At 73.1% G+C, this 24,519-nt stretch carries 23 protein-coding genes; 13 read left to right on the plus strand and 10 right to left on the minus strand.

Features of this window, described 5'->3' with window-relative positions; all coding sequences use genetic code 11:
• Positions 1 to 127: 127 nt before the first annotated feature.
• Complete coding sequence (locus KBX26_RS23385; protein ID WP_307857889.1) at positions 128 to 1,018, minus strand: hypothetical protein; 891 nt, start codon at positions 1,016 to 1,018, stop codon at positions 128 to 130.
• 150 nt (positions 1,019 to 1,168) lie between these two features.
• Between KBX26_RS23385 and KBX26_RS23390 the strand changes: the two genes are divergently transcribed.
• From KBX26_RS23390 to KBX26_RS23410, 5 genes are all read left to right on the plus strand, one after another.
• Complete coding sequence (locus tag KBX26_RS23390; RefSeq protein ID WP_030336114.1) at positions 1,169 to 1,837, plus strand: methyltransferase; 669 nt, start codon at positions 1,169 to 1,171, stop codon at positions 1,835 to 1,837.
• A gap of 9 nt (positions 1,838 to 1,846) precedes the next feature.
• The gene (locus KBX26_RS23395; RefSeq protein ID WP_210866432.1) at positions 1,847 to 3,037 is read left to right on the plus strand and encodes a cytochrome P450; all 1,191 of its coding nucleotides are present in this window, start codon (positions 1,847 to 1,849) and stop codon (positions 3,035 to 3,037) included.
• 24 nt (positions 3,038 to 3,061) lie between these two features.
• Entirely contained in the window at positions 3,062 to 3,910 is an 849-nt protein-coding gene (locus KBX26_RS23400) for a polysaccharide deacetylase family protein (protein WP_245233730.1), read from the plus strand.
• Positions 3,911 to 3,999: 89 nt separating this feature from the next.
• A complete protein-coding gene (locus KBX26_RS23405) occupies positions 4,000 to 4,920 on the plus strand; it encodes an ABC transporter ATP-binding protein (RefSeq protein WP_210866433.1) in 921 nt (306 codons plus the stop codon).
• Positions 4,917 to 5,687 carry an ABC transporter permease subunit gene (locus KBX26_RS23410; RefSeq protein ID WP_210866434.1) on the plus strand — a complete coding sequence of 257 codons (771 nt, stop codon included), beginning with the start codon at positions 4,917 to 4,919 and terminating at the stop codon, positions 5,685 to 5,687. The genes KBX26_RS23405 and KBX26_RS23410 overlap by 4 nt, the downstream gene beginning before the upstream one ends.
• 36 nt (positions 5,688 to 5,723) lie before the next feature.
• Here KBX26_RS23410 and KBX26_RS23415 read toward each other — a convergent pair whose 3' ends face one another.
• Positions 5,724 to 6,341, minus strand: a complete 618-nt coding sequence (locus tag KBX26_RS23415) for a response regulator transcription factor (protein WP_030336123.1) — start codon at positions 6,339 to 6,341, stop codon at positions 5,724 to 5,726.
• Between the two features lie 59 nt (positions 6,342 to 6,400).
• Entirely contained in the window at positions 6,401 to 7,975 is a 1,575-nt protein-coding gene (locus tag KBX26_RS23420; RefSeq protein ID WP_307857890.1) for a histidine kinase, read from the minus strand.
• Between the two features lie 165 nt (positions 7,976 to 8,140).
• On the opposite strand from KBX26_RS23420, the gene KBX26_RS23425 reads away from it, so the two are divergent.
• Positions 8,141 to 8,719, plus strand: a complete 579-nt coding sequence (locus KBX26_RS23425) for a TetR/AcrR family transcriptional regulator (protein ID WP_210866435.1) — start codon at positions 8,141 to 8,143, stop codon at positions 8,717 to 8,719.
• 302 nt (positions 8,720 to 9,021) lie between these two features.
• Positions 9,022 to 9,864 (plus strand): alpha/beta fold hydrolase, encoded by an 843-nt coding sequence (locus tag KBX26_RS23430; protein WP_030336127.1) that lies wholly within the window; start codon positions 9,022 to 9,024, stop codon positions 9,862 to 9,864.
• A 128-nt stretch (positions 9,865 to 9,992) separates the two neighbouring features.
• Here KBX26_RS23430 and bioD read toward each other — a convergent pair whose 3' ends face one another.
• The gene (gene bioD / locus KBX26_RS23435; protein ID WP_030336129.1) at positions 9,993 to 10,718 is read right to left on the minus strand and encodes a dethiobiotin synthase; all 726 of its coding nucleotides are present in this window, start codon (positions 10,716 to 10,718) and stop codon (positions 9,993 to 9,995) included.
• 173 nt (positions 10,719 to 10,891) lie between these two features.
• The gene (locus KBX26_RS23440; protein ID WP_210866436.1) at positions 10,892 to 12,028 is read right to left on the minus strand and encodes an 8-amino-7-oxononanoate synthase; all 1,137 of its coding nucleotides are present in this window, start codon (positions 12,026 to 12,028) and stop codon (positions 10,892 to 10,894) included.
• Positions 12,029 to 12,231: 203 nt separating this feature from the next.
• Between KBX26_RS23440 and bioB the strand changes: the two genes are divergently transcribed.
• From bioB to KBX26_RS23455, 3 genes are read left to right on the plus strand one after another with little or no spacing between them, the layout of a single operon-like run.
• Positions 12,232 to 13,227: a biotin synthase BioB gene (bioB, locus tag KBX26_RS23445; protein WP_030336132.1), complete on the plus strand. Its 996-nt coding sequence runs from the start codon at positions 12,232 to 12,234 to the stop codon at positions 13,225 to 13,227.
• A gap of 5 nt (positions 13,228 to 13,232) precedes the next feature.
• A complete protein-coding gene (locus tag KBX26_RS23450; RefSeq protein WP_030336135.1) occupies positions 13,233 to 13,424 on the plus strand; it encodes a hypothetical protein in 192 nt (63 codons plus the stop codon).
• A 4-nt stretch (positions 13,425 to 13,428) separates the two neighbouring features.
• The gene (locus KBX26_RS23455) at positions 13,429 to 13,935 is read left to right on the plus strand and encodes a GNAT family N-acetyltransferase (protein WP_030336137.1); all 507 of its coding nucleotides are present in this window, start codon (positions 13,429 to 13,431) and stop codon (positions 13,933 to 13,935) included.
• A 9-nt stretch (positions 13,936 to 13,944) separates the two neighbouring features.
• Here KBX26_RS23455 and KBX26_RS23460 read toward each other — a convergent pair whose 3' ends face one another.
• Together KBX26_RS23460 and KBX26_RS23465 are read right to left on the minus strand one after the other, a co-directional pair.
• Positions 13,945 to 14,472: a DUF488 family protein gene (locus KBX26_RS23460; protein ID WP_030336138.1), complete on the minus strand. Its 528-nt coding sequence runs from the start codon at positions 14,470 to 14,472 to the stop codon at positions 13,945 to 13,947.
• Between the two features lie 182 nt (positions 14,473 to 14,654).
• On the minus strand, positions 14,655 to 17,558 hold the full coding sequence (locus KBX26_RS23465; RefSeq protein WP_210861378.1) for a glycoside hydrolase family 9 protein: 2,904 nt from the start codon (positions 17,556 to 17,558) through the stop codon (positions 14,655 to 14,657).
• A 355-nt stretch (positions 17,559 to 17,913) separates the two neighbouring features.
• Here KBX26_RS23465 and KBX26_RS23470 point away from each other — a divergent pair, with 355 nt between their 5' ends.
• The 3 genes from KBX26_RS23470 to KBX26_RS23480 all read left to right on the plus strand — a co-directional run bounded on the left by KBX26_RS23470 (position 17,914) and on the right by KBX26_RS23480 (position 21,114).
• Positions 17,914 to 18,726: an LPXTG cell wall anchor domain-containing protein gene (locus KBX26_RS23470; RefSeq protein ID WP_210866437.1), complete on the plus strand. Its 813-nt coding sequence runs from the start codon at positions 17,914 to 17,916 to the stop codon at positions 18,724 to 18,726.
• Between the two features lie 339 nt (positions 18,727 to 19,065).
• On the plus strand, positions 19,066 to 20,631 hold the full coding sequence (locus KBX26_RS23475) for an aldehyde dehydrogenase family protein (protein WP_210866438.1): 1,566 nt from the start codon (positions 19,066 to 19,068) through the stop codon (positions 20,629 to 20,631).
• A 78-nt stretch (positions 20,632 to 20,709) separates the two neighbouring features.
• Positions 20,710 to 21,114: a VOC family protein gene (locus tag KBX26_RS23480; protein ID WP_247680989.1), complete on the plus strand. Its 405-nt coding sequence runs from the start codon at positions 20,710 to 20,712 to the stop codon at positions 21,112 to 21,114.
• On the opposite strand, the gene KBX26_RS23485 is transcribed toward KBX26_RS23480, so the two are convergent.
• The 3 genes from KBX26_RS23485 to KBX26_RS23495 all read right to left on the minus strand — a co-directional run bounded on the left by KBX26_RS23485 (position 21,111) and on the right by KBX26_RS23495 (position 24,441).
• On the minus strand, positions 21,111 to 22,169 hold the full coding sequence (locus KBX26_RS23485) for a GNAT family N-acetyltransferase (protein WP_210866439.1): 1,059 nt from the start codon (positions 22,167 to 22,169) through the stop codon (positions 21,111 to 21,113). The genes KBX26_RS23480 and KBX26_RS23485 overlap by 4 nt on opposite strands.
• A gap of 106 nt (positions 22,170 to 22,275) precedes the next feature.
• Positions 22,276 to 23,673 (minus strand): DM9 repeat-containing protein, encoded by a 1,398-nt coding sequence (locus KBX26_RS23490; RefSeq protein WP_210866440.1) that lies wholly within the window; start codon positions 23,671 to 23,673, stop codon positions 22,276 to 22,278.
• 63 nt (positions 23,674 to 23,736) lie between these two features.
• Entirely contained in the window at positions 23,737 to 24,441 is a 705-nt protein-coding gene (locus KBX26_RS23495) for an amino acid-binding protein (RefSeq protein ID WP_030336152.1), read from the minus strand.
• Positions 24,442 to 24,519: the final 78 nt, after the last annotated feature.

The raw sequence follows: 24,519 nt of genomic DNA on the forward strand, positions 1-24,519 counted from the left end.
CGATCAGCGGTGCGCCCGGCGCCAAGGGCCAGACACCGCCGGACGGCTCCCCACGCCGGCCGCGATCAGCGGTGCGCCCGGCGCCAAGGGCCAGACACCGCCGGACGGCTCCCCACGCCGGCCGCGATCAGCGGTGTGCGCGGCGCCAGGGGTCGGCGACGGCCGGGCGCTCCCAGCGCCGGTCCACCGGGGGGTCATCGGCGTCGCCGGTCTCCCCGGCGGCGGCCCGGGTCAGCTGCCGCAACCGCAGCAGCAGCCCCACCCCGAGGAAGAGCAGCAGCCCGCCGAGCAGGAACGCGACCTGCACCACGCCGAACGCGCTGGACTGCGACACCGGGCGGTCGGCCGACGGTGGTACGGCGTCGGCCGGGTAGTCGGCGGCCGGCTCCTCCGTTGCCGCGCTCTCGTCGTCGGTCGGCGCGCTCGCGGATTCGGTGGGCTCCGGCGGGCTCTTCGTCGGCTTCGGCTTGCTGGTCGGGACGCCACCCACCCCCACCACCGAACGGGTGGCGGTCTGCCGGGCCAGCAGGCGCAGGTTGGCGTCGTACGCCTCGGCGGCGAGGGTGACCCGCCCCTGGGTGACGTCCTCGTCGAAGGCCACCCGGTAGCGGGCGGTGACCGTGCGCCCCGGGCAGAGCGTGCCCGGGTCGAGCTGCCGGTCGGTCAACCGGGCCACGTCACCCTCGGTACGGATCTCCAGCGGAAAGTCGCCGGTCTCCTCCACCCGGTCCATCTTCACCTGGTCGAGTCGGAGGCCCTGCACGGTGAGCACCATCGACCAGCGCACCTTGGCGCACCCGCCGCGCCGGTCCGTCTGGGAGACCACCGCGGAGATCGTCCGCACCTGCTCACCGGCGGTGAACCGGCCCGGCAGGCCGCTCATCTCGGTGGTGAAGGCCGCCTGTGCCGGGGCGGCCGCCGCCAGCTCCACCCCGCTCAGACAGGCCAGCACCACCCCTGCCCGCAGCGCGTACCGCCACACCGTCACCACCGCCGTCCTCCGTTCGGTCGCCTCCACCTGGCAACGCTAGAAGCGGGACGACGCCCGGACCAGACGGGTGTGTTCGCACCGGACGGCAAGGACGGGGTGGGTTTTCACCGACAGTGGTGAACCGCTCACCACTCCCCCGCGACACGCCGGCAGTCGGGCCGCTGGGAGAATCACGCGGTGTCCGAGCTCTCCAGCACCTTCGTCCGGCTGCACGCGCGGCTGGCCCCGGTCCCCTTCGTGCCCGAGGTGCTGTTGCACCAGGCGGATGAGCCGATCGGGCTGTGGGAGCTGACCGAGGGCGAGTTCTCCAGTGACCGGCCGCCGCCGTTCTGGGCGTTCGCGTGGGCCGGCGGGCAGGCCCTCGCCCGCTACCTGACCGACCATCCGGAGCTGGTCGCCGGCCGCCGGGTGCTCGACCTCGCCTCCGGCTCCGGCCTGGTGGCCATCGCCGCCGCCCGCGCGGGCGCCGCGTCGGTGCGCGCGGTGGAGGTGGACGAGCTGGCGGTGGCGGCGGTCGCCCTCAACGCCGAGGCCAACGGGGTACGCGTCGACGCCGAGTTCGGCGACATCCTCGACGGCGACGCCGGGGACGCCGAGGTGGTGCTCGCCGGTGACGTCTTCTACAGCGAGGCGATGGCCCGTCGGGTGCTGCGGTTCCTGCTGCGCGCCGCGCGGGCCGGCGCGCCGGCGCTGGTCGGTGACCCCGGCCGGGCGTTCCTGCCCCGGGACCGGTTCGACGAGCTGGCCGCGTACGACGTGCCGGTGCCGGAGGCGTTGGAGAGCGTGCGGGTGAAGCGCACCACCGTCTGGCGGCTGCGGACCGGGCTGCCGGGGGCCTCCGGCTAGCGTGTCCGGGTGCTGTTCCGCAGCTGGGCGCAGGTGGCCGACCCCGCATGGCCGGACGTGGCCCGGGTGCCGGACCACGTCGGCGGCACCCACCTGGTCGTGACCCGGCACGCGCTGGTCCGCCAGGTCCTCGCCGACCCGGTCACCTACCGGCCGGACAACGCCCTGGACGCGGTGACGCCGATGCCGGTGACCGCGCTGCGGGTGCTCGCCGGGCACCGGTTCCGGCTGCCGCCGACCCTGGCGAACAACTCGGGCGTCAGCCACCCGCAGATCCGGGCGATCGTCGCGGCGGCGTTGCATCCCACCCGGGTCGCCGCGCAGCGGCAGTGGCTGACCACGCTGGTCCGGGACCGGGTCGCCCGGATCGGCGCCGCGCTCGACGCCGGCGCGCCGGTCGACCTGTACGCGGACCTCGCCGCCGACCTGCCGCTGCTGGTGCTGGCCCGGCTGGTCGAGTTGCCGGACGCGCCGGTGGCGGCGGTCAAGGAGTTCGCCCGCGCCGCGCTGGAGTTGTTCTGGGCACCGCTGGACGCCGACCGGCAGGTGGCGCTCGCCGAAGAGGTGGGCCGGTTCCACCACGTACTGCGGGACTTCGCGGCCGTCGGTGGCGGTTTGGCCGCCGAGCTGCGCGCGGCCGGGCACCCGCCGGACGTGGTGGTCGGCGCGCTGTTCTTCCTGTTGGTCGCCGGGCAGGAGACCACCTCGCAGTTCCTCACCCTGCTGCTGCACCGGCTGGCCGGCGAGCCCGCGGTACGGGCCGGGCTGCGCACCGGTGCGGTGGCGGTGGCCGACGTGGTGGAGGAGGGCCTGCGGCTGGAACCACCGATCGTCACCTGGCGACGGGTGGCCGCTACGGAGAGCACGCTGGGCGCGACGGTGGTGCCGGCGGGCAGCAGCCTGGTGTTGTGGCTGGGCCGCGCCGGTCGGGACCCGGCGGTGGTGGAGTCGCCCGACGAATTCCGTCCGGGCCAGCGGGGGTCACGCCGGCACCTGGCGTTCGGGGCGGGCGCGCACCGCTGCGTCGGGGACGTGCTGGCGCGGATGGAGGCGGCGGTGGTGGTGGCCGAGGCGGCGCCGCTGCTGGACGGGGTGACGGTGCTGCGTCCGCCCTGGTGCCCGGACAATCTCACCTTCCGGATGCCGGACGCGTTCGTGGTCCGCCGCCGCGGCACTGTCACCGGGCTGACCGGATCCTGACACCAGCTCGGTATGTTTCCGGGCGTGTCAGCCACCCCCACCCGTCGGATCCCTGCTGTCGTAACCCTTCTGGCCCTGCTGGCGTTGACCGGCTGCGCGGTCGGCCCCGGCCACCCGGCCCACGCCCGGCAGGTCACCGCCGCCGAGGCGACAGCGTCCGCGTCCGCCGCGACCCCGTCGGTGTCGCCGTCGGTGACGGCGACACCCGCGTTCAAGAGCCTGGCCTGGTACGTGTCCCAGGTGCCGACCTTTCCCGAGGCGCCGCTGCCGCAGCCGGTGCCGCTGCCGGCGACCGGTTCGGCCCCGTTCTGGCACCGTCTGCCGACCGACCAGAAGGTCGCCTTCATCACCATCGACGACGGTGGGTTGGCCCGCCCGCCCGAGGTGATCGACTTCATCTGGGAGGCGCGCATCCCGGTCACCATGTTCCTCAACTCACCGGCGGCGGCCGAGCACACCGACTACTTCCGGCAGATCGAGGCGGTGGGCGGGGTGGTGGAGAACCACACCATCGCGCACAACTCGCTGGCCGGCCGGTCGTACGACTACCAGCGGCAGGAGATCTGCGGTGCCGCCGACCGGCTGGAGGGGCTGTTCGGCAAGCGGCCCACCCTGTTCCGGCCACCGTTCGGCGAGCATGACAGCACCACGCTGAAGGCCGCGCACGACTGCGGCGCGAAGGCCGTCTTCCACTGGACCGAGACCGTCCACGAGGGAAAGGTGCGCTACCAGACCCCGGAGAAGGTGGTCCAACCCGGCGACGTGCTGCTGATGCACTTCCGGCCGGCGCTGATGGACGACCTGCTCGCGGCGTTGAAGGCGATCCACCGGGCCGGGCTCACCCCGGCGCTGTTGGAGCAGTACGTACGGTGATCAAACCACCGACGACCTGACGAAAGTCGGGGGTGGGTGGTGCCGTTCGGGCGCGGTGCGGCGACAGCCCGCTCGCCTAGCGTCAGCGCATGATCACATTACGTGGGTTGACGAAACGGTTCGGGTCGACGGTCGCTGTCGACGCGCTGACCGTCGACATCGCACCCGGCCGGGTCACCGGCTTCCTCGGCCCCAACGGCGCCGGCAAGTCCACCACCATGCGGATGGTCCTCGGGCTGGACCGTCCCACCGCCGGGCAGGCCCTGGTCGGCGGGCGCTCGTACCGCGAGTTGCGCCGGCCGCTGCACGAGGTGGGCGCGCTGCTCGACGCCCGGGCCATCCACCCGGCCCGGTCCGGCCGGGCGCACCTGCGGGCCATGGCGCACAGCAACGGCATCCCGATCCGCCGGGTCGACGAGGTGTTGGACACCGTCGGGCTGGACGGACGGGCCGCCGGCAAGCCGGGGCGGACACTCTCCCTCGGCATGGGCCAACGGCTCGGCATCGCCGGCGCGCTGCTCGGCGACCCGCCGGTGCTGATGTTCGACGAGCCGGTGAACGGCCTCGACCCGGACGGGGTGCGCTGGGTGCGGCACCTGATGCGGTCACTCGCCGACGAGGGGCGCACCGTCTTCGTCTCCAGCCACCTGATGAGCGAGATGCAGCTCACCGCCGACCAACTCGTGGTGATCGGCCGGGGACGGCTGCTCGCCGACGCGCCGATCGGCGACGTGATCGCCCGCGGCACCGTTGCGGTCCGGGTGCGCAGCCCGCACCCGGACGGGCTGGCCGCCCTCGCCGCGCGCCTCAGCGCCGCCGGGGCGGATGTCGAGGCGGCCGACCGCAACGAGCTGACCGTCACCGGCGTCACCGCGGACCAGGTCGGGGACCTGGCCCACGAGCTGGGCGTACGCCTGCACGAGCTGAGCGCGCAGGCCGCGTCGCTGGAGCAGGCGTTCATGGAGCTGACCGCCGACAGCATCGAGTACGCCGGAGGTGCGGCGCGATGAGCACCCTCAGCCGACACGGCGTCGTGGCGTCCGAGTGGACCAAGCTCTCCTCCGTCCGAAGCACCTGGTGGACCGCGCTGGCCGGGCTGCTGGTGATGGCGGCCAGCGCCGGGCAACTGGCCATCTACGCCGCGAACGACAACACCAACGACGACCCGACCGACGACCGGGGGATCGTCACCGTCGGCAGCGTGCTGATCGACTCGGTCGAGCTGACCCAGTACGTGGTGCTGGCGCTGGGTCTGCTCGCGATCACCGCGGAGTTCACCAGTGGCACCATCCGGACGACGTTGCAGTGCACCCCGTCCCGCGGTCGGGTACTGCTGGCCAAGGCCGCTGTCGCCGGCGCCGTCACCTTCGCGCTCGGGCTGCTGCTCGGCGGCGTCGGCGCGCTGGTCGCCCGGCCGGTGCTCGGCGAGTGGGGCAGCGCCCCGGCCGCCGACACGATCGGCGACATCGTGGCGGTGGCGGCCTACCTGGCGCTCGTCGGCGTCCTCGCCCTGGGCCTCGGCGCGGCGCTGCGCAGCGCGGTGCTCACCCTCACCGTGCTCCTCGCCACCCTGATGATCGTGCCGCTGTCGCTGCAGGAGCCGGACATCGACGTGCTGAACCGGATCGCCGACGTGTTCCCCGGCGTGGCCGGCGGGCACTTCCTGGCCGGCGACACCGAGCCGTACCCACCGGTGGTCGGGCTGCTCGTGCTCGCCGGGTGGGCCGGCGCCGCGCTGCTGCTGGGCCGGGCCGCGCTGCGCCGCCGCGACGCCTGAGACCCGCGCGCTGAGCGGGGGCCGACCGGCCCCCGCTCAGCCGTCGACCAACCCCGCTTCGTACGCGAGGATCGCCGCCTGCACCCGGTTGCGCACGTCCAGTCGGGTGAAGATGCTGGTCAGGTAGCTCTTCACGGTGCCCTCCACGAGGTGCAGCCGGCGGGCGATCTCGGCGTTGGACAGGCCCGCCCCGACCAGGGCCAGCACCTCCCGTTCCCGCTCGGTCAGCCCGGCCGTACGGTCCCGGGCCGCCGGCCGGCGGGCCAACCGACCGGCCCCCAGCTCGATCACCCGGCGGGCCACGGCCGGCGACAGGTACGCCCCGCCGTCGGCGACGGCGTGCACACCGGCGATCAGCTCACGCGGGTCGCCGGCCTTGAGCAGGAACCCGCTGGCACCGTGCCCGAGCGCCCGTGCCACGTGGTCGTCCTCGCCGAACGTGGTCAGCATGATCGTCGACGTGTCCGGCACGACCCGGCGGATCTCGGCGGCGGCGGCCAACCCGTCCAGTCGCGGCATCCGGATGTCCAGCAGCGCGACCCGGGGCCGGTGGGCCCGGACCAGCTCCACCGCCGCGTGCCCGTCGCCGGCCTCGGCGACCACCTCGATGCCGGGGTCACTCGCGAGGATGGCCCGGACACCGGCCCGGATCATCGCCTCGTCGTCGGCCAGCACGACCCGGATCGGCGGCGCCCCCGTCGTGTCGGTGTCCACTACGCGATCCACTCCTTGCTGACCAGCCGGTCATCGGTGAAGCAGAGTCGCCAGGTGGGCTCCGCGAGGGGGAAGTTGCCGTCGGTGTAGTACTCGCAGCCGGCCCGGTCGGCGGCGGCGGCGGGGCGTTCCAACTGCCGCCGGGGCAGCCCGACCAGCTCCGACCGCTGTGCGCCGACGCGCAGCTGGTCGAAGGTGGCCCGGTCCAGCACCGTGCCGGCGGTCGCCACCGGGTAGTAGACGAGCGAGAGCACCAGGGCGAAACCGACCGGTGCGACGAGCGCCACCAGCAGACTGCGCCGGACCCGCCGCCGGGCGTCGTGCAGCCGCCGCTCGGCGTCCACCGGCCCCTCCGCCGGACCCTGTCGCTCGTCGGAGGACGCCGTCGGCCCGACCTCCACGGCCGACCCGATCGCCTCCGGCGTCGGCGCGGTGGCCGGCAGCACCGCCCGTACCGCGAAACCACCCTCGGCCCGGTGGCCGGCCGCAAGCGTTCCGCCGGCTAGACGGACCCGCTCGGCGAGGGCGAGCAGCCCACTGCCCTGCGACGGCGGGGCGGGCAGCGGGCCGGCCGCCGGGGCGTCGTTGACCACTGTCACCTCGACCCGGTCACCGTCGCGGGTGAGGCGTACGTCGACCGGCGCGCCGGGCGCGTACCGGGCCGCGTTGGTCAGCGCCTCACGGACGATCCGGTGCGCCGCGTGACCGGTCATCGCCGGCAGCTGCGCCACCGCCGGGGCGGCGTCCAGCCGTACCGCCATGCCGGCCTCCCGGGCACCCTCGACCAGGTCGGCGACGGTCTCCCCACTCGGACGCAGCGACGCGCCACCCTCCTCGCGGAGCACGCCGATGATCTCGTGCAGTCGCTCGGTGGCCGCGGAGACGCTGGCCCGCAACTCGCTCGCCGCGGTCCGGTGCTTGTCGTCCAGGTCGGCGGCGACCTCCAGGGCGGCGGCGCGCAACGCGATCAGGCTGAGGTCGTGACCGAGCGAGTCGTGCATCTCCCCGGCGATCCGAGCCCGTTCCCGCAGCCGGATCCGCTCGGCGGCACCGCGCTGCTCGCGGGTCAGCGCGTCGACGTGCCGGCGACCCGCCTCCGCGAGCTCCTGCTGCTGGCGGCGGTACCGGCCCACCAGCCAGGGGAACACGGCGGCGAAGAGCAGCACCGAGGCGAGCAGGAACCAGGTGGCCGCGCCGGCACCGAGCAGTCCCAGGTTGAGCACCGTGCCACCGGCCGTGATCAGTACGAAGACCATGATCGACGGACCGGCGGTGGCGCTGCGCCGCCCCGCGAGATAGCTGAAGACCGGAATGGCGAACAGGAAGTTGCCGTCGACCAACGACCCGAGCACCACCAGCACCAGGGAGACCAACGGCTGACGTCGACTCGCCACCACCGCCGCGGTGAGCACCAGCAGGTTGCCGACCAGCAGCGGCAACGCGTACCGCGAATAGGGCGGGCTGATCCCGGCGTAGCCGACCGGGGCGGCCACCACCGCCCAGAGCAGCACGTCCAGCAGCAGGCGACGCCGCCGGTGCGGCCAACCCGGCGGCGCGGAGTGGAGGATCCGCACGGCGGCCAGGCTACCCACGCGCACCAGGCCCGGACACCGACGAAAGTCAGGTGTTCGGCAGCTCTCCCCGGCCGTGACCTGCCAGTCGTCGACCCACCTTTGGATGAGCGAGCTAATCTAAACGGTGCGGGTTCGCCCGACGGACAGCACGGAAGGAGACGCTCGATGGGTAGATCGTCACGTGCCGACGCGGCGAAGCATCGCGAAGAGGTGGTGGCCGCGACGTCCCGGCTGCTGCGGGAGCGCGGCGCGGCCGGGGTGAGCGTGCAGGACCTCATGGCGGCGGCAGGGCTCACCCACGGCGGCTTCTACAAGCACTTCAGCTCCAAGGAAGAGCTGGTGGGCATCGCCACCGGGACCGCGCACCACGAGATCCAGAGCTTGCTGGACAAGCTCCTCGGCGAGTTCCCGGACCGGACGGAGGCCCGCGCCGAACTCCTCGCCCAGTACCTCGCCGCCACCCACCGCGACTCGCCGGGCGACGGGTGCTCCATCACGGCGCTGGCCTCGGACGCCGCCCGAGGGCCGGCCGAAGGCCCGCTGCGGAAGGCGTACGTGGCCGGGCTGGAGTCCATTCTCGGCCAGGTTGCCGAGTACCAGGACACGGAGGGCGAGGAGGCCCGACGCCGGGCGATCGTCGATCTGACGTCGATGGTCGGGGCACTCACCCTGGCCCGGGCGACGAGTGGGACACCACTGTCGGACGAGATCCTCGACGTCGTCCGCGACGCCCTCACGCGGTAGCTCAACCCCGCTCGATCCAGAGCCCGGCCGGCGACCACCGCCCCGAGGCTCGGTTGCCGCGCGCCCCCGCCGCTTCGCACACCCCCTGCGTGCCACCCCTCGATGGCCGCCTGCGCTGGTCACCTGCCGCATCGCCCGCACAGCTGAGATTTAGATTACGTAGCCAATCTTACTGGCGGTGATAGATTATGTCCGTCATCTAAAGAACCGGTCGGAGTCCGCCGGATGGCGAGCGCCCCGGAAAGCGCCGAACCCGGCGACCACCGACCTCAGCTGGATCAGATCCGAACGGGAGAAGGACCATGTCAATGCTCACCGCGCCCAACCAGACCGTGCAGGCCGACAGCGGGACGACCTACACATACCGGCGATTCGGCAGGGCAGGCGGCACGCCGGTGGTCTTCCTGCAGTGCTTCCGGGGCAACATCGACATCTGGGACCCGGCACTGGTGGACGACATCGCCGCCGAGCGCGAGGTCATCCTCTTCGACGCCAGCGGGGTCGGCGGATCGACCGGGCAGGTGCCCACGACCGTACGGGAGTTCGCCCGGGACGCCATCGCGTTCATCGACGCGCTCGCGTTGACCACCGTCGACCTGTTCGGCTTCTCACTGGGCGGATTCGTCGCACAGAGCGTCGTCCTGCAGCGCCCCTACCTGGTACGTCGGCTCATCCTCGCCGGCACCGGGCCGCAGGGTGGACGTGGCTTCCACGCCTGGTCCGAAGAGACCCGCGGACACGCCTACCGGGAGGCACAGGACGCCGAGGACCTGCTCTACCTCTTCTTCGCCCCGACCGAGGAGAGCCGGGCCAAGGGCATGGAGTACGTCGGGCGCATCTTCACCCGCCAGGAGGACCGCGACGCCCCCACGACACTCGCCGTACGGGACGCGCAGGCCGAGGCCATCGCCGACTGGGGCATCCCCAGCGCCGCCCTGCTCGACCGGCTGGCCGCGATCCAGCAGCCCACCCTGGTGGCGAACGGCAACCACGACATCCTGGTGCCCACCGCCAACTCGTACCTGCTCGCCGGGCACCTGCCGAACGCCGAGCTGATCATCTACCCGGACGCCAACCACGGGTTCCTCTTCCAGTACCCGCACGAGTTCGCCGGCGAGGTCAACCGGTTCCTGTCCGCCGCGTGACCACTGCCGCCGCGCTCCGACGTCCGGAGCCCTCTGCGCTCTGACGTCCGGCATCCCCGGTTGCGGGCCGACCACGGCCGGCAACCGGGGCGGAGCCCCGGCCCGCCCGGACACCGACGGTCAGGTGTTCAGCTGCTCTCCTCGGCCCAGACCCGCCAGTCGTCGAGCACGCCGTGCAGGGCCGGGGTGAGCCAACCCGGCGCGGACCGCCGGAACACACCCGGATCCATCGCCCCCGCGCCGTCGGGCAGCGCGCCGAGCAGGTTCGGCACCATGTCGGTGAGATTCGTCCAGTGCACCAGCTCCGGCCTGGTCGGCCAGGCACCGATCACCACGCCGGCCGGCACCGCCCGACGGTCCAGCGCCTCCAGCGTCAACGCGGTGTGGTTGAGCGTGCCCAACCCGGCGCGGGCGACCACCACCGCCGGCGCGCCGAGCGACACCGCCAGGTCCGCCATCGTCCACGGCTCACCCGACGGCCGCAGCCCCATCGGCACCAGCAACCCACCCGCGCCCTCGACCAACACCAGGTCGTGCTTGTCCGCCTCCGCACGCACCGCGTCCACCGCCGTGTACAACTCCAGCGGCGGCAGGTCGGCAACCCGCGCGGCAGCCAACGGTGCCAGCGGATCCGGATAACTCGCCAACGTCCGACCGGTCAACGGCGCAGCCAACCGGTTGACCGAGTCCACGTCACCGGGCTCACCACCGGCCGTACCGGTCTGACCCGGTTTGATCACCGCCACCCGCAACCCGGCCGCCTGCGCGGCGGCCGCGATCGCCGCGGTCACCACCGTCTTGCCGACCTCGGTGTCCGTCCCGGTCACCAGAACCGGCCCCGCCCACCCGCTCACGGCGACACCTCAGTTCGCGACTGCGGGGCTCGCAAACCCGGCTCACTCCTCGCGCTCACCGGACCACCCCTGTTCGCGACTGCGGGGCTCGCAAACCCGGCTCACTCCTCGCGCTCACCGGACCACCCCTGTTCGCGACTGCGGGGCTCGCAAACCCGGCTCACTCCTCGCGCTCACGGTGCACTGTCCACAATGACGTCCAGCGCCCGCTCGAACGCCGCGCGCGGCACCCCCGCGCTGACCGTGAGGCGTAGGCGGGAACGGCTGTCCGGGGTGGACGGCGGCCGGAAACAACCCACCGCGACGCCCCGGTCCCGGCAGTCAGCGGCCCAGTCGGTCGCCGCCTCCGGCCCGGGGGCGGTCACCGAGATCACCGCCGCGTCCGGGGCGGAGACGGTCAGCCCGGCCGCCCGCAGGCGACCGACCGCCAGCGCCACCCGGTCGGACAACTCGGCGCGCAGGTCGTCACCGGCCTGGGCGAGCCGCAACGCGGCGTGCACACCGGCGGCGACCGCCGGCGGCAGTGCCGTGTCGAAGATGAACGTGCGCCCGGTCTCGATCAGGTGCCGGACGAACTCGGCCGGGCCGGCGACGACACCACCCGCGCCACCGAGCGCCTTGGACAGGGTGGCGGTGACCACCACGTCCGGCTCGCCGGCCAGCCCGCTGGCCGCGACCGCGCCCGCTCCGGCCGGCCCAGTGAGGCCGAGCGCGTGCGCGTCGTCGACCAGCAGCAACGCGCCGTGCCGGCGGGCCACGGAGTGCAGCCGAGCCAGTGGGGCGAGGTCCCCGTCGACCGAGAAGATCGACTCGGTCACCACCACCGCCGGACGACCGGGAGCGGACGCGAGCGCGGCGGCGACCGCGTCCACGTCAGCGTGCGGGGTGACCACCGTCTCGGCGCCGGAGAGCCGGCAACCGTCGATCAGCGACGCGTGGTTGTGCGCGTCGGAGACGAGCAGCGTCCGAGGTTGGACGAGCGCCCGCAGCGCACCGAGGTTGGCCAGGTAGCCGGAGGAGAAGACCAGGGCGCTGTCGGTGCCCAGCCAGCGGGCCAGGTCCTCCTCCAGCGCCCGGTGCGCGTCGGTGGAGCCCCGCACCAGGCGCGACCCGGTCGCCCCCAGCCCGTACGCCGAGAGTGCCGCCGTGGCCGCGGCGGTGACCTCCGGGTGGGTGGCCAGGCCGAGATAGTCGTTGCCGGCCAGATCGGTCATCTGGTCGTCGGCCGGACGCGGGCGCAGCCGCCGGGTGAGCCCGGCCTTCGCCCGCAGCTCGGCGCGGCGGTCGAGCGCCGCGAGCCAGTCCGCCACCGTCACCCTCCCCCGCTTGCCTGCCGGTCAGCCCGACACCCGCCGGGCGAAATTACCACCCGCCGCCACCGGCCCGGCGATTCCACTCGGTGTGCGGTGCCGACCGGGCTGCCAGGTCATTCCGGCTGATCGGAGAGCCGAGGCCTGCGACGGGCCCCGGCAGCGACCGAGGGCTTTGGCACAGGCCTAGTAGGGTACGAGCCATGCCAGAGATCCTCGACCAGGCCCGGACCCAGGTCCTGGGTGACGGTGTCGGCCTCGATCAGGCCGGCGTCCTCGCCGTGTTGAACCTGCCCGACGAGCACCTGCCCGCCGCCCTCCAGCTCGCCCACGAGGTGCGGATGCGCTGGTGCGGCCCGGAGGTCGAGGTCGAGGGAATCGTTTCGCTCAAGACCGGCGGCTGCCCGGAAGACTGCCACTTCTGCTCGCAGTCAGGCCTGTTCACCTCACCGGTGCGCTCGGTCTGGCTGGACATTCCGTCGCTGGTCGAGGCGGCGAAGCAGACCGCCGCGACCGGGGCTACCGAGTTCTGCATCGTCGCCGCTGTCCGTGGTCCGGACGCCCGGCTCATGAAGCAGATGCGCGAGGGTGTCGCCGCCATCAAGGCGGCGGTCGACATCCAGGTCGCCGCGTCGCTGGGCATGCTCACCAAGGAGCAGGTCGACGACCTGGTCGACATGGGTGTGCACCGGTACAACCACAACCTGGAGACCTGCCGGTCGTACTTCCCCAACGTGGTCACCACCCACTCGTGGGAGGAGCGCTGGGAGACGCTGCGGATGGTTCGCGACTCCGGCATGGAGGTGTGCTGCGGCGGCATCCTCGGCCTCGGCGAGACCGTCGAGCAGCGGGCTGAGTTCGCCGCGCAGCTCGCCGAGTTGGACCCGCACGAGGTGCCGCTCAACTTCCTCAACCCGCGCCCCGGCACCCCGCTGGGTGACCGCCCGGTGGTCGAGGGCAAGGACGCGCTGCGGGCCATCGCCGCGTTCCGGTTGGCCATGCCGCGCACCATCCTGCGGTACGCCGGTGGTCGTGAGATCACCCTCGGCGACCTCGGCACCCGCGACGGTCTGCTCGGCGGCATCAACGCGGTGATCGTCGGCAACTACCTGACCACGCTGGGTCGACCGGCCACTGCCGACCTGGAGCTGCTCAACGAGCTGAAGATGCCGGTCAAGGCTCTCTCCGCCACGCTGTGACGACCATGACGACCACCGAGCTGTGGTGCGACCGGTGCGGTGAGGCGGCGACGGCCACCGCCCACCCGGGCTGCGCGTCGGCCCGCCAGTTGGAGCCGCCCCGGTTCTGCCAGCACTGCCGACGTCGGATGAAGGTGCAGGTGCTGCCGGTGGGCTGGTCGGCGGTCTGCGTCGAGCACGGCGAGATCCGGGGCTGAGCCGGTGCTGCGCGGGCGGGCGGTGACCCTACGACCGGCGACGGCCGCGGACGTGCCAGCCCTCACGGCGATCCGGGCCGACCCGGAGGTACGCCGGTGGTGGCGGGGCGGCGACGACCTGGCCGATTCGGTGCGCGCCGACCTCGCCGACGACGACCTGCACGTGTATGCGATCGAGCACGACGGCCGGGTGATCGGCGCGATCCAGTGGTACGCCGAGTCGGACCCGGACTACCGGCACGCCAGCCTGGACGTCTTCCTCGACCCGGCGGTACGCGGTGCCGGCCTCGGCGGTGACGCCATCCGCACCCTGGCCCGGCACCTGATCGACGAGTACGGCCACCACCGCTTCACCATCGATCCGGCGGCGGCGAACAGCGCCGCCATCCGGGCGTACGCGAAGGTCGGTTTTCGGCCGGTGGGGGTGCTGCGCCGTTACGAGCGCGGCGCGGACGGCCGCTGGCACGACGGCCTGTTGATGGACCTGCTCGCCGACGATCTCGTGGAGTGAGTGGAAGTCTCAACCGTCCCAGCACAGCTGCCCGTCGGGGAGTCTGCGGGCGCCCTCGGCGGGCTGGTGAGGGCTGAGCCGCCCGTCCGGCAGCAGATGCGCCACCGGCGTTCCGTGACCGAGAACCGCGACGTCGGCGATCAGCCGGCGGTGGCAGCGCCACCACAGGCTCTCGCTGCACATCACCGCGGTGCTCCGCTGGGCCGCGTCCGCCAGCACCCCGGTCAGCGCCGCGTCGAACTCCGGCGTGCGGGTGTGCGCGGCGTACGCCCGGAACGCCGCGACCTTCCACCAACTGTCCGGCTCGGGCTCCCCGGCGGGGATGTGTCGGCGTCCACCGAGGCGCGGCTCCCAGCGGTAGTCGATCCCGTACTCGGGCAGCCACCGCTCAAGCTCCTCCCGCCGTACGTCCGGATTGGTGCGGCTGGCGGGGTACCGCCGCACGTCCACCACCAGGGCCACCCCGGCCCCGGTCAGCAACTCCCCCAGCCGCACCCGGTCGGCTGCGCCGTGCCCGACGGTCAACAACTGCGCCACCACGCCAAGATGCCCTGAATCGCGGCGCGTTATCCCCGACCCCTCGGACGAGATCACCGGGTCGGTGCGGGCGGGCAACCGGCTGGTCCCGCCAGCGGCCGGTTTTCGGCGACAAAAGGGGATCGTGGGCGGTTGCCGTTCCGCGGCGAGAACGGCAACCACCCACGATCTCGCGATGCGGGTCAGGCGATGGTGCAGGTGGTGTTGTTGACGGTGAAGGCGGTCGGCTTCGGGTTGCTGCCGTTGTGGTTGCCGTTGAAGCCGAAGCTCACCGACGCGCCCGGCGCGATCGTGCCGTTGTAGGACAGGTTCGTGGCGGTGACCGCCGTGCCGGTCTGGCTGACCGTCGCCGACCAGCCCTGGCTGACGGTCTGCCCGCCGGCGAAGCTGAACCGCAGGGTCCAGCCGTTGATCGCGGTGGTGCCGGTGTTGGTGATCGACACGTTGGCGGTGAAGCCGGTGCTCCAGTCGGTGGTGGCGTACCCCACCGAGCAGGTGCCACCGACCGGCGGGGCCGCGGTGGTCACCGCTACCGGCGCGGACGCCGCGGAGGTGTTGCCCGCCGCGTCGACTGCCACCACGTAGAACTGGTAGGCGGTCGAGGCGGTCAGCCCGGTCACCGCGGCAGTGGTGCCGGTGGGTGAGCCGACGAGCGCGTCGGTGGTGCCGGCCTCGCGGTAGACCCGGTACCCGGTGACGCCCACGTTGTCGGTGGACGCCGCCCAGCTCAGTGTGAGTCCGGTCGCGGTGACCGTCGAGGCGACGGGGGTGCCGGGCGCGGTCGGTGCGGTGGTGTCCGGTGCCGGTCCGGCCGGCGTGGTGACGCTGATGGCAGCCGACGACGCCGACCGGTTGCCGGCGCCGTCGAGGGCCCGCACGGTGAACTGGTACGTCCGCTCCGGCAGCAGTCCGGTCACCGCGAGCGTGTTGGTGGTGGCGGTCCGCAGCACCAGCGCGTCGCTGCCGGTCTGCGACTGGGTGATCTCGTAGCCGGCCAGGCCGCTGCCGCCCGTGTCGGTGGACGCCGCCCAGGTCAGCGTGAGTCCGCTCGACGTGACGGCGGACGCGGCGGGTGTGCCGGGGACGGTCGGCGCGGTGGTGTCCGGGACGGCCGGGCCGGGCTCCTCGCCCCAGACGCGGGTGGTGCCGGAGTAGAGCGGCACCTTCCGGTTCGGCCCGGCGGTGGCCTGGTACGACGGGTCGTTGGTCGGGTCCCAGGTGCCGCCCTCCGGCACGCCCACCTTGAACTGGACCTCCATCCGGTGCTGCGACTGACCTGCCGGGGCGATGGTGTACCCGGTGCAGTCCACCTCGACGTACCAGATGTCCCCGCTGAACTGCTTGGCGGTGGTCGGGGACGGGCAGCCCTGGGTGTAACCGGCGGTCACCTGCACCGGGCCGGTGCCGTCGGGCCGGAAGTAGTACCGGAACTTCCCGTCGGTCAGCGCGCGGGCCGGGAACGCGGACTTGTTGTAGACCATCACCTTGAGCCCGGTGGCCCGCGGTTCGGCCTGCGCCACAGTGGTCTCCACCGTCAGCTCGTCGATGTCCGGCGTCTCGGCGACCGGGAAGTTCGCCAGCGGGGTGCCGCCGTACTCGGAGGTCAGCCGGACCAGCGCGGAGGTGAAGCCGGCGTTGTAGTCGGTGGCCACCTCGTTCATCACGTAGTCCGACCGGCTGTCGCTGTACGCGTCGTTGGGCGAGGACGGGCCGCCGACCAGCGCGCCGTAGAGGGTGTGCCGGGTCTCGACGGGCACGGTCTGGCTGTCCCACCAGGAGCCGTGCGCGGTGCGGTGGTGCGGGTTCTTCGGTGAGTTGGCGCCGAACCCGATGACGTAGCTGGAGTTGCGCGGGTTGTCGCCGAGCGCGTAGTTGATCTGCCGGACGGCGAAGTCGTGGTAGCGCGCCTTACGGGTGGTGTCGGTGGTCTTGTCGCTGTAGACCAGCGCGGCGAACGAGGTGTTCGCGGCGTAGCGCAGCGCGCCCCAGGAGTCGAGCACCGCCATCCCGCCCGGCGAGTACGGCACCCGCTGCCCGTTCACCCCGACGGTCCAGTAGTCCAGCCACCGGTTGGCGTCGTCGACGTACTTCTGCTTGCCGGTCAGGTTGGCCAGCAGCACGTACGCCCCGAACTGCTTGTTGTCCCAGGCGATGGTCCACTTGTAGGAGCGGGTGGTGGTCTGGTTCTCGGTGCCGAGCTTGTCGTACTCGCTCTCGGCCTTGGTCAGGTAGCTGGCCTCGCCGGTGGCCCGGTGCAGCCAGATCGCGGCCCAGACCAGCTCGTCCTGCCAGCCGCTCCAGGACCGGTAGAAGCTCGTGGCGTCGGTGATGCACTCGTGGTAGGCCTTGCGCACCGTGTCGGCGAAGGTGTAGAGCTGCCGGGCGTGCCCGAGCAGCTTGTCCGCGTACGCGGCGTCGGTGGGCCGGAACACCATCGAGGAGGCGGCCATCGCCGCCGCCGTCTCCCCCGCCAGGTCCGCGCCGCCACAGCTCGCATCGATCTTGTACGCGGGCCGCGCCATCGGCATCACCTCGGCCGGGCCCCACCACTTGTGGTCGTCGTCGCCCTTGCCGACCTGTCCGTAGAGGACGTTAGCCGAGGGGTGCGCCTTGATGAAGTAGTCGTTGACGAAGCGCAGGTTGTTGAGCAGGTGCGGCAGTTGTCCGGAGGCGGTGTAGCCGCTGCGGTACTCGACAGCACCCCAGGCGAGCATGGTGGCGCTGAACGCCATCGGGAAGCCGAACTTCACGTGGTCGCCGGCGTCGTACCAGCCGCCGGTGAGGTCGACACCCGCGCTGGCACCGTCGGTGAGCGCGCTGTCGCCGCGCCAGGAGACCCGGTTCCAGTCGGGCAGCCGGCCGGACTGCTGCGCCTCGTAGAAGAGCAGCGACTTCTGCAACGCCTCGGCGTAGTTGTAGGTCGCCGCTGGCGCGGCCGAGGCGGGCGCGGACGGCGGCGCGGTCACCGCGAGGGACGCGCCGGTGAGCAGCGCGACGCCGATGGCCAGCAGTCGCCGTGGCCAGGGCTGGTCGGCGGCCGGTGACCGGCCGGGCTGGCCGCTGAACGGCCGGGTCAGGTGGCGCATGGCGGGCTCCTGTCGGAGGCGCCGCCGGCGGTCGCACCGACGCGGGACGGCGTACGGGCGGCACGGCCACCGGCGACAGCGGGGGTGGCGGTGTGACCATGGGCCGTGGAAGCGCTCCCATGGATAGTCGACAATGTAATGTGCACGTCGTCGAATGGGAAGCCCGCGTTGCGCGCCAGCGCCGCAGCCCTCGCGAGCGTTACGGCGACACGCGCACGCCAGCCCGGAAGGTCGACCCGGAAGGCACTTCCCGTCCACGACGTCGTCCCAGCTCAGGCCGGTTGGCCGATGCCGTCGGCAGGCCCCCCGCATGGGATCATGGGCGGCCCCCTCGACCAATCCCGAAGGATTCCTCATGCCACTGCGTCGGCGCCTGACGCGCGCGGCCGTCCGCACGGCCACCGTCACGGCCGTTCTCGCCATCGCCTCCCCGGCCTCGGCATCGAGCACCGTCCCCCTCAACCCCGCCCACGCGGGCGCCACGGCGGGGACGTTCCAGCAGGAGTGCCAGGACCCCAAGTTCGGCACGCGACCCACCAACCAGGACGGCTGGCACTTCGTGCTGCCCACCAGGCGCGCCGGTGACTTCCAGAGCCTGACCTTGACCTTCAAGGACACCTCGGGCGTCTCGGTGACGGTGACGGTGCCGAACCCCACGGATCCGTACACCGACTTCCTGTCCGCCAACGGCGGCGGCGACAAGCAGGTGAAGCACGCCTACCTCTTCACCCCGGCGGGATGGACGTTGACCGGCGGCAGCGCCCAGGTCAGCGGCGAGGGCGACAAGTTCAACCTCAGCCACACGTGCGCCGGCGCCGGCACCACCGCGTCGCCGACCCCGACCACGCCGACCACGCCGACCACGCCGATCACGGAGACGCCGACGCCGACGCCGGCGCCGACCACCGACTCGCCGACGCCGACCACCCCGACGCCGACCACTCCGGTCACGTCGACGCCGACGGGCTCGCTCTCGCCGTCGGAGTCGGTGGCGCCCGGCGGATCAGCCTCGACCCCGGGAGGCGCTGGCGGCGGCGACAACGGGGGCAGCCTCCCGCTCACCGGCGTGGCCGTCACCAGCATCGCCCTCGGCGGTGTCGCCCTGATCGGTGGCGGCGCCCTGCTGATGATGCGTCGCCGACGCGACCGAATCACCTTCACCAGCTGACCGACGAACACCCACGACCGGTTCCGGACATCGCTCCGGGGCCGGTCGTGGGCGTTTCGCATGCCTCGCTCCTCCACATCGGAGGTCCCCCGGCCCGCCTTTCGTACTGACGGGTAACCAAGCCAACAACGTCACAACATTCATGTATTTCGATGAATTGTCCGCCGTACCCGCTGGTCACGGCCCTTCGTCGCGAGTCGAACACCGGACGACTTCGGCCGGCCGGCGCCCAGCCAGACAAACGTACGGTTGCTGACCGACTACCGCGCGCGGGACAGTACCGACCATCAGCGGTGCCGTCGACGCCGCCGCTCCCCGGTCAACCCTGAGGAGAACGCGATGGCACTACGACTCGCCGACGGCACCGCCTGGACCGACATCCTGGCCCGCGCGGTGGCCGCCACCCCGGAGGCGTTCGGTCCCCAGGTCGACGGCGTCACCACACTGCACAACCTGGTCGAAGGCGAATGGCGGGCAGTCGGCCAGCCCGCCGCGGTCCGTACCCCGGTGGACAACACCGTCCTGGTCAACCTGCCCCGCCTCGACGCCGACACCGCCCGCGCCGCCGTCGCACACGCGGCCACCGCGCACCGGGCCTGGGCGCAGACCCCGCTGGCCGACCGCAAGGCCCGGGTCGCCGACGCCCTCGACTCGCTCACCGCCCACCGCGACCTGCTCGCCCTGCTGCTGGTCTGGGAGATCGGCAAGCCGTGGCGGTTGGCCTGCGCCGACGTGGACCGGGCGCTCGACGGTGTCCGCTGGTACGCGGGCGAGATCGACCGGATGCTCGCCGACGGCCGCGAGCCGCTACCCGGCCCGGTCAGCAACATCGCCTCGTGGAACTACCCGATGAGCGTCCTGGTGCACGCCGAACTGGTGCAACTCCTGGCCGGCAACGCGGTCATCGCCAAGACCCCGTCCCAGGGCGGCGCGGTCTGCCTGACCGTCGCGCACGCGCTGATGCGCCGCGCCGGGCTGCCCGCCACCCTCGTCTCCGGCAGCGGCGCCGAGCTGTCCGAGGTGCTGGTCCGGGCACCCGAGATCGGTGCGGTGGCGTTCGTCGGCGGCCGGTCCAACGGCGGCAAGGTGGCCGCCGCGCTGCTCGACAGCGACAAGCGGCACTTCATCGAGCAGGAGGGCCTCAACGCCTGGGGCATCTGGAACTTCTCCCAGTGGGACCTGCTCGCCACCCACCTGAAGAAGGGCTTCGAGTACGGCAAGCAGCGCTGCACCGCGTACCCCCGGTTCGTGGTGCAACGCGACCTGGTCGACGAGTTCCTCGACATGTACCTGCCGGTCGTCCGCTCGGTCCGCTTCGGTCACCCGCTCGCCGTCGGCGACGACTGGGCCGCCGGTGACCCGCTGCCCGAGCTGGACTTCGGTCCGCTGATCAGCGCCGCCAAGGCCGAGGAGCTGCACCGCAAGGTCGACGAGGCGATGCGGGGCGGCGCGATTCCCCTGCACCGGGGCAAGCTCACCGGCGCGCCGTTCCTCCCCGGGCAGGACACGTCCGCGTACGTGGCGCCGTCGGTGCTGCTCGCCCCGCCCGGCCGGTCCCGGCTGATGCACGCCGAACCGTTCGGGCCGGTCGACACCATCGTCGTGGTGGACACCACCGACGAACTGCTGGCCGCCATGAACGCCTCCAACGGCGCGCTCGTCGCCTCGCTGGCCTGTGACGACACCGACGAGGCCGGCAAGCTCGCCGTGGACCTCCAGGCGTTCAAGGTGGGCATCAACAAGCCACGCTCACGCGGCGACCGGGACGAACCGTTCGGCGGCCGGGGCGCCTCCTGGAAGGGCGCGTTCGTCGGCGGCGACCTGTTGGTACAGGCCGTCACCGTCGGCAGCGACAGCCGGCTCTACGGCAACTTCCCCGACTACAGCAGCTACCCCGCCACCTGATCGAGGTGCGCGGCGAGGGCCCTCCGTCGACAGGCAGGGGGCTCTCGCCGCGACGTGCCGTTGGCGTACCGTCCAGTGATGGCCATGATCGCGCAGCTCTCGCTGGGAGTGTCCGACGCGGACCGGGCGGGGGCATTCTGGGCCGCCGCCCTCGGCTACCGTCGACGCCCGCCCCGCCATCCCGGCGACGAGTGGATCGTGCTGGAGCCGCCGCCCGGAATGCCCGGCGCTGCCATCGCGATGGACCTCAGCGAGAGCCCGGCCGAGGAGTTCCCCCGCGTCCACCTCGACCTGGACGCCGGTGAGCGCACCCTCGACGAGGAGGTCGACAGGTTGCTGGCCCTCGGCGCCCAGCGTGTCGACTGGCGGCACTACCCGACCGATCCACTCCCGACCGAGCCCCCGTACGTGGTGCTCGCCGACCCGGAGGGCAACCGGTTCTGCGTGTCGGGCCACCGCGAGCCGCCCGAGGGCCCCCGCTAGCCGCCCGGTCCGGTCACCGCGGCCGGGGCGGCGAGCGGCACGGTGCAGCTGAGCACTGTGCCGTCGCGTTCGGTGGCGGCGGGCCGGTCCAGCCGGCGCAGGGTACGCAGCATCGGTGCGTTCTCGGCCTGCACGTGCAGCACGAGCGCCGCGTAGCCGGCCGCGTCGGCGTGCCGCACCAGCCGGCGCAGCAACGCCGTGCCGAGGCCCCGCCGCTGCCAGTCGTCGCGCACCAGCAGCGCCACCTCGGCCTCGTCGCCCTCGCCGAGCAGGTTCGCCATGGCGACCACCGACTCCGCCGCGCCGTCGACGGCCACCGTCGTGGCCAGCAGGGTCAACCCCCGCTCCGGCTCCAGCACCCGGCGCAGCCGGGCCGGCTGGGGCAGCGACGCTCCGCCCAGGTAACGCCGCTGCCGGCTTCGCGGGGAACAACCCTCGTGCAACTCCAGAACTCCCGACAGGTCGTCCGCGCACGCCGGCCGGACGGACACCTCGGCGCCGTCGGGCAGCACCAGGGTGACCTGTTCGGCGGCCCGCCGCGCCACCGTGGCGGCCAGCTCGACAAGGGCCTGCGCCCGCGCGTACTCCGCCGGGGTGAACGCGGGCGCCGCCCGGCCCAGCGTGAACGCGCCGCCCGCCGGATCGGCCAACGACATGCCGGTGCCGGCGATGCCCCGGTCGACGCCGGTCGACGCCGGTCGCCAGCTCACCGAGTCGGCGCCGAGCAGCGTCCGCAGGGCCTCACCTGTCGAATCCGGGTCCCGCACCAGCCTGTTGGCGAGACCGAGCATCCGGGTGGGCTGGTCGACCAGACCACGCGCCTCGCTGCGCGCCACCCAGCAGTCCCGCCCGCGACCACGCTCGACGGCCGCGACCAGGTCGGCCTCGTCGAGCGTGTCCGGTGCGTCGACCAGGAAGTCGTCCACCGCGCCCTGCTCGGTGGGCTGCACCTGCACGGTGAGGATGTTGACCCCGCGCAGCGCGAGGCTGGCCGTGAGCACCGACAGGTAACCCGGCCGGTCGTCCACCGTCGCTCGGATCCGCCACAACGTCATGGTTGGCTCCCTTCACCGGGTACCACCCTCGTCTCCCGCTGTTGCCTCCCGATTGCCCGGCGGTGACGGGTAGCGCTCAGGCCGATGTCCCCGCCCGGGTGTTCCGCTACGCGGTGCGGCCGCGGTAGCCGATGGGGCCCTCCCCGACCCGCTGGTAGGTACCCAGGAACCCACCGTCGCCGAAGGCGACAGTGCCGTTGTTACCGCGCAGGTCCCGCCAGGCCAGCCTGGTGACCGGGCGGCCGGCAGCGGCCACCGAAAGGTGCAGGTCACCCGAGCGGTGCCACCCACCGGCCCAGCCCTCCTGGGTGGAGAAGCGCCAGGCCTCCTTGGCGACGGTGTCGCGCTGGGTCAGCCGGCCACGGAACTCCGTCGGCTCTCCGCCCGGCTGCCGCCGCCAGCCGTAGAAGGCGGCCTGCTGCTTCTCGAACGTGATCGCGTACTCGGCGCCGGACTCGTCGGCCCAGGCCACCTGCTCGAGAACGGCCTGCTCGCCGCGGTCGATGAAGATGGTGATGTCGCCGGCGTCGCTGGCGTACCGCAGCACCGGCTCGGCGATCGCCCGCCGTTCGAGGGCCAGTCCCGCCTGGTCGTGTGCGTGCATCGGGTCGATCGTCACCCGGTACAGCCACAGCATGCTGCGGGCGTCGACACCGCTCTCGATGCGCAGCGTGTTCCGGCCGGCCGTCAACTCCTCGGCCGGCACCGCGAAGACCAGCCGTTGCGGGAGCCCGCCGCCGTTGGGGATCCGCAGCCGGTTGGCCAGTGGCCTGCCGTTGAGGCGGACGGTGAGCGGGGCGTACCCGGGCGCCCGGGAGAGCATCGACGCGAGTGCCCGGACGGCGACACAGGCCTCGCCGACGACGGCCGGGTCGGGCACGTCGAACTCCAGCTCGACCGACCCGCCGGCCCCGATGGCCAGGTGGTCGCCGGCGGCCGAGGAACGGTCGACGCCGGTGATCGTGACGTTCCCGACGCGGGGCGGCTCGGTGCCGAAGTCGGCGTAGGTGGGGTCCATCTGGATCCCGGGCCGCCGCCCGCTCGCCGGCGCGGCAGCCGGCGACCGCAGCAGCACCTCGTAGGACCGGGCGGTCCGCTCGGCGTTGCCGTATCCGATGTTGGCGGCGCCGAAGGCCGACCGCACCTTGCCGATGTGCAGGGCGCCCGGCCCGACCGCCGCGCGGGCGACGTAGAGCGGTTCGCCGTCAGCCTCGTGGCCCGCCGGCAGCGCGTCCGCGGGCACCGCCCCACCGGACGCGACGCCCCAGACGCCGTGGTCCATCAGCACCTCGTACTCGTCGACGCGGACCTCCGCGCCGGCCCAGGTGGTCTTGGCGGCGCCGAAGGCCGGGCGGACCTCGCCCGGGTGCACGCCGCCACGCATCCGGACGCGGCACACCCACAGGGGCTCACCGTCCGCCGCGTACCCGTGCGGTACCGCGCCCGCCGGGATCGCGCCACCGCCGGCTGCCTCCCAGCGATATCCATCGAAAGCCAGGTCCATTCCGGAGAGGCTAGATCAACAGGGTCGGGCCTCGCCGACCACCCAACCCCGGTGGGTGGCGGCTCAGGGATTGACGGTGACCGGCGGTACGCCGACCAGGTCCAGCCGGTCCCCGAGGATCACCGCGCAGGCCCGGACGAGCTGGGAGAGCCGGTCCACCTCGGTGGTGTGGAACGCGGCGGCGCTGAGCGTGTCGCTGTGCTCCCGGGCCACCACCAGGACCAGGCCGGCCCGTCCGAACGGCGCGACCGCGTGGTGGGTGCCGTCCGCCGTGGTCAGGGACCGGCCGCGCAGCGGCGTCACCTCGGGCAACCGCAGCGGTACGGGTGCCCGCCAACTGGCGTGCCCCACGGTCGCCCCGGGGCCACCCCCGGACCGCGAGGCCCAGTCCAGCGGGACCACCGCCGCCACCGCCCAGTCGGCCGCCAGCAGACCGGGCACCGCGTCGACAAGGGTGGCCAGCCCGTCGGCCGGGTTGGCCGCCACCTGGGCCAGCAGCTCGGCGTCCTGGCCGGTGGTGGTGGGCGCGCCGATCGCCCGCCACACCCCGTCCACGCGGACGCCGGGGATCGCCGCCAGCCCTGCCAACAGTCCCTCCACCCGGGCGGCGCCAGGCCAGACCACAGTGAAGTCGTCCACCGCGCGCCCGCCGAGCCGCTCCAGGACCACCACCTGGACGATGTCCGCGCCGGAGACGCCGAGCGTGCGGGCGACCTGGCCGAGGGTGCCCGGACGGTCCGGCAGGGTGACCCGAACTCGCAGCAACATGTCTGTCCCTCCGCTCGGCGGCCGGCGGCGGCCGGCAGGCTGGTCACAGCCTGGTCGTTGACCATTTCGTCCCTGTTG

The sequence above is a fragment of the Micromonospora sp. C97 genome (genome assembly GCF_018070385.1).
GTDB lineage: Bacteria > Actinomycetota > Actinomycetes > Mycobacteriales > Micromonosporaceae > Micromonospora > Micromonospora parva.